General features: G+C 58.5%; 6 protein-coding genes. 3 read left to right on the top strand and 3 right to left on the bottom strand.

From position 1 onward, the window contains the following. Nucleotides 1-269: 269 nt before the first annotated feature. From cgtA to rplU, 3 genes are all read right to left on the bottom strand, one after another. Nucleotides 270-1,493 (bottom strand): Obg family GTPase CgtA, encoded by a 1,224-nt coding sequence (gene cgtA / locus OQK_RS15085; RefSeq protein WP_016773122.1) that lies wholly within the window; start codon nt 1,491-1,493, stop codon nt 270-272. Nucleotides 1,494-1,686: 193 nt separating this feature from the next. Further along, entirely contained in the window at nt 1,687-1,944 is a 258-nt protein-coding gene (gene rpmA, locus OQK_RS15080) for a 50S ribosomal protein L27 (protein WP_016773121.1), read from the bottom strand. A gap of 35 nt (nt 1,945-1,979) precedes the next feature. Further along, nucleotides 1,980-2,291: a 50S ribosomal protein L21 gene (gene rplU / locus OQK_RS15075; RefSeq protein WP_007924746.1), complete on the bottom strand. Its 312-nt coding sequence runs from the start codon at nt 2,289-2,291 to the stop codon at nt 1,980-1,982. 241 nt (nt 2,292-2,532) lie between these two features. Here rplU and OQK_RS15070 point away from each other — a divergent pair, with 241 nt between their 5' ends. From OQK_RS15070 to OQK_RS15060, 3 genes are all read left to right on the top strand, one after another. Next, nucleotides 2,533-3,501 carry a polyprenyl synthetase family protein gene (locus OQK_RS15070; RefSeq protein WP_016773120.1) on the top strand — a complete coding sequence of 323 codons (969 nt, stop codon included), beginning with the start codon at nt 2,533-2,535 and terminating at the stop codon, nt 3,499-3,501. Between the two features lie 181 nt (nt 3,502-3,682). Continuing rightward, a complete protein-coding gene (locus OQK_RS15065; RefSeq protein WP_016773119.1) occupies nt 3,683-4,024 on the top strand; it encodes a zinc ribbon domain-containing protein YjdM in 342 nt (113 codons plus the stop codon). 204 nt (nt 4,025-4,228) lie between these two features. Next, nucleotides 4,229-4,486 (top strand): PA4570 family protein, encoded by a 258-nt coding sequence (locus tag OQK_RS15060; protein WP_016773118.1) that lies wholly within the window; start codon nt 4,229-4,231, stop codon nt 4,484-4,486. Nucleotides 4,487-4,515 lie beyond the last annotated feature (29 nt).

Raw genomic sequence — 4,515 nt, 5'->3', positions numbered from 1 at the left:
TTCATGCAACGCCACCATCTGCTCGACCCAGACACTCATTGCCGCGCGATCCAGCCCTTTGCCGTCAGCTGTCAGCAAAGCGCTGCCGATCTTCACGACCCAACGCTGCGCACCTGTCACCTTGCTCCGCATCATCTTCAACCTTAGCTTGAGGGCAGCGCGACCTGGCGCTGCCCGTGACGTTAATCGTGGCGATTGCTGACCAACGATCGATTTCCGGATACTAAAACGCCGCTCGATTGAGCGGCGTTCAAGTTTATCGCAACGGATCAGTCACGCACGTAAATGATTTCCGGACCGTCTTCGTCATCCACATCTTCTTCGTCCCAGTCATCGTCGCCGATGTCATGGACCGACTTCACGCCACTGCGACGCAGGGCACGCTTGTCGTCCAGCGCCTGCAACTGCGCACGGGCTTCGTCTTCGATGCGCTGATCGAGATCGGCCAGCTCTTCCTTGTACGCAGGATCTGCGGCGAGGCGATCGGCACGGTCTTCCATGTAACGCATGATGTCGTGGCACAGACGCTCGGTACCGATCTTGGCGATGGCCGAGATCACGTACACCGGACCGGTCCACTCCAGACGATCGACGATTTCCTTGACCCGAGCATCGTGCTCTTCTTCAAGGATCTGGTCGCACTTGTTCAGCACCAGCCAGCGATCACGCTCGGCCAGCGACGGGCTGAACTTGATCAGCTCGTTGACGATCACTTCAGCCGCGTCAGGAGCACTGGAATCATCCAGCGGCGCCATGTCGACGAGGTGCAGCAGCAGACGCGTACGCGCCAGGTGCTTGAGGAAGCGAATGCCCAGGCCGGCACCGTCGGAAGCGCCTTCGATCAGCCCCGGAATGTCGGCAATGACGAAGCTCTTCCAGCGATCGACGCTGACCACACCCAGGTTCGGCACCAGCGTGGTGAACGGGTAGTCGGCAACTTTCGGCTTGGCCGCCGAGACCGAACGGATAAAGGTACTTTTACCGGCGTTCGGCAAGCCCAGCAGACCGACGTCGGCCAGCACTTTCATTTCCAGTTTCAGGTCGCGCTGCTCGCCCGGCTTGCCCGGCGTGGTCTGACGCGGTGCACGGTTGGTACTGGATTTGAAACGGGTGTTGCCCAGACCGTGCCAGCCGCCCTGCACTACCATCAGTTTCTGACCGGCCTTGGTCAGGTCGCCGATGACTTCCTGAGTGGCAGAGTCGATCACGGTGGTGCCGACCGGCACGCGCAGGATCAGGTCTTCGCCCTTCTTGCCGGTGCAGTCGGTGCTGCCACCGTTGGAGCCACGCTCGGCATCGAAGTGACGGGTGTAACGGTAGTCGACCAGGGTGTTGAGGTTTTCGTCGGCCATCATGTAGATGGAACCGCCGTCACCGCCATCACCGCCGTTCGGGCCGCCGTTTTCAATGAATTTTTCCCGGCGGAAACTCATGGCACCGTTGCCACCGTCACCGGCCTTTACGCGAATCGATACTTCATCAACAAACTTCATAACCAACGCCTCTCGCCGTACGGACGAGCCGAAAAACAATCAAGACATAAGACTCTTGCAAAAATGAGCGCAGCGACCCCAAGACACGACCTGCATCGCACGCCGACAGCCCATACAAACAGCTTTGCAAGAGACTCACCCCACAAACGAAAAAGCCCCGTCGCAAGACAGGGCTTCTCCAGCGATCTCGCGATTAAGCCGCGATTACGCTCACGTAACGACGACCGAAGGCGCCTTTTACTTCGAACTTGATCACGCCTTCGATTTTAGCGAAGAGAGTGTGATCCTTGCCCATGCCAACGCCGTAGCCAGCGTGGAATTGGGTGCCGCGCTGACGCACGATGATGTTGCCGGCCTTGATGACCTGGCCGCCATACATCTTCACGCCAAGGCGTTTGGCTTCTGAGTCGCGACCGTTACGGGTACTACCACCAGCTTTTTTGTGTGCCATGAGTTCAATTCTCCTAGTGAGGAATTAGGCTGTAATTAAGCCTGAATACCGGTGATTTTGATCTCGGTGAACCACTGGCGGTGGCCCATACGCTTCATGTGGTGCTTACGGCGACGGAACTTGATGATGCGGACTTTATCGTGACGACCTTGGGAGATCACTTCAGCCTTGACGGTTGCGCCAGCAACAACTGGTGCGCCGATGTTCACGTCGTCGCCGTTGGCGACCAGCAGAACGCGATCAAAAGTCACGGATTCGCCAGTAGCGATTTCCAGTTTTTCGATCTTCAGGTATTCACCTTCAGCGACCTTGTATTGCTTACCGCCGGTAACGATTACTGCGTACATGGTATTTCTCCGATAATCCTGCTCACCCAGCTCTTTATAAGAAGAGGTATTGGCTGGCATGGCTGCATGGGGCTGGAACGGCCCAAGTGCAATTGCGTAAGGCAGGTGCTGCCCAGGAAGTTCAGGGTGCGCGATTGTACGCAAGCAATCTGCCTCGCGCAAGTGGCCGTCCATCGCGCCTTGACAGGTCTGGACGGGGGTCCTAGCATGCCGCGCAACCCTTCTGGAGCGACTCTCGCTGATGCAACCCCAAGCTTTCTACCGCGCGGTGGCGGACGATTTTAGCGCCGTCGACGGCATCATCAAGAAGCAGCTGACGTCTCGAGTGCCGCTGGTATCGAAAATCGGCGATTACATCACGTCGGCCGGCGGCAAACGCCTGCGTCCTTTATTAGTGTTGCTGTGTGGCAAGGCCCTGGGTCGCGAAGGCGACGACATGCGCCTGCTGGCCGCCACCATCGAATTCCTGCACACCGCGACCCTGCTGCATGACGACGTCGTCGACATGTCCGGCATGCGTCGTGGCCGCTCGACCGCCAACGCCATGTGGGGCAATGCCCCGAGCGTGCTGGTCGGCGACTTCCTGTACTCGCGCTCGTTCGAAATGATGGTCGAACTGGGCTCGATGCCGGTGATGAAGATTCTCTCCCAGGCCACACGCATCATCGCTGAAGGTGAAGTGTTGCAGCTGTCCAAGGTGCGTGACGCCAGCACCAGCGAAGAAACCTACATGGAAGTCATCCGCGGCAAGACCGCGATGCTCTTCGAAGCCTCTACCCACAGCGCCGCCGCCCTGGCTGGCGCGACCGCCGAGCAGAGCGAAGCCCTGCGCACGTTCGGCGATCACTTGGGTGTGGCGTTCCAGCTGGTTGATGACCTGCTCGACTATAAAGGCGACGCGGAAACCCTGGGCAAGAACGTCGGCGACGATCTGGCCGAAGGCAAACCGACCCTGCCGCTGATCTACACCATGCGCGAAGGCACAGCCGAACAGGCGGCACTGGTGCGTCAGGCGATCCAGAAAGGCGGGATCGAAGACCTCGAAAGCATCCGCATCGCCGTCGAAGCGTCCGGCTCGCTGGAGTACACCGCGCAACTGGCCCGCGATTACGTGGCCCGTGCGATCAAGTGCCTCGAGGCGCTGCCGGCCAGCGAATACCGCGATGCGCTGGTGGAACTGAGCGAGTTCGCGGTAGCCCGCACGCACTGATTCATCCCCTGTGGGAGCGAGCCTGCTCGCGAAAGCAATCTGCCAATCGACTCAATGTTGACTGACACAGCGCTTTCGCGAGCAGGCTCGCTCCCACAGTTGTTTCTGCGCTATGCCCTCCTCCGCGTAAAACCCTATACAATGTGCGCCCTTTAGTCCTCCTGATACCCAAGGAACCTTAGTGAGCACGTTGCCACCCTGCCCGAAATGCAATTCCGAATACACCTACGAAGACGGCACCCAACTGGTCTGCCCCGAGTGCGCCCACGAGTGGTCTGCCAGCGGCGAAGCCGAAGTGGCGGCCGATGATGCCGTGAAGAAAGATTCGGTCGGCAACGTCCTGCAGGACGGCGACACCATCACCGTGATCAAGGACCTCAAGGTCAAGGGCACGTCGCTGGTGGTCAAGGTCGGCACCAAGGTCAAGAACATCCGCCTGTGCGATGGCGACCACGACATCGACTGCAAGATCGACGGCATCGGCCCGATGAAGCTCAAATCCGAGTTCGTCAGAAAAGTCTGAGCCTTGCGTCATCCATCCTGCGCCAGCCGTGGGATGGAGCTTTGCCCTCCCCGCTTCGGCTCAATGAATCCGCGCATGGCCATCAGCCAGCCATTTTGACCTGACACAATCTTTACCCGGAAAAATCCACGATCCGCCAATAGGCACTTGCTATTTGATGAATAAGAATTATTCTCATTGAAACCTTTCAAGGAGATGAGACCCATGACTTATTTGATCGACGCCTGGCTGGATCGCCCACACCCTTACCTCAGAATTCTCCATCGGGAAACCGGCGAAGTCTGCGCGGTGCTTGAAGAAGAAGCGCTGCATGAGCTGCAGGATCAAGGCGATCTGGACGTCAGCAGCCTCAATTCCAGCGAGCCGCTGGTACTCAAGGAGCTGGTGCGCAATCTGTTCCTGTTCTGCTATGCCCGGGCGTTGCGCCCGACCAATGAGCTGCACAACAAGATCGAAATATGAAACGCGGTCAAAACTGTAGGAGTGAGCCT

The organism is Pseudomonas sp. R62, assembly GCF_000257605.1.
Classification (GTDB): domain Bacteria; phylum Pseudomonadota; class Gammaproteobacteria; order Pseudomonadales; family Pseudomonadaceae; genus Aquipseudomonas; species Aquipseudomonas atacamensis.
This window is presented reverse-complemented; position numbering and strand designations above follow the sequence as displayed.

Excerpts from the sequence above, each read along its gene's own strand:
- cgtA (WP_016773122.1), bottom strand. The coding sequence starts at position 1,493 with ATGAAGTTTGTTGATGAAGTATCGATTCGCGTAAAGGCCGGTGACGGT.
- rpmA (WP_016773121.1), bottom strand. The coding sequence starts at position 1,944 with ATGGCACACAAAAAAGCTGGTGGTAGTACCCGTAACGGTCGCGACTCA.
- OQK_RS15060 (WP_016773118.1), top strand. The coding sequence starts at position 4,229 with ATGACTTATTTGATCGACGCCTGGCTGGATCGCCCACACCCTTACCTC.
- OQK_RS15070 (WP_016773120.1), top strand. The coding sequence starts at position 2,533 with ATGCAACCCCAAGCTTTCTACCGCGCGGTGGCGGACGATTTTAGCGCC.
- rplU (WP_007924746.1), bottom strand. The coding sequence starts at position 2,291 with ATGTACGCAGTAATCGTTACCGGCGGTAAGCAATACAAGGTCGCTGAA.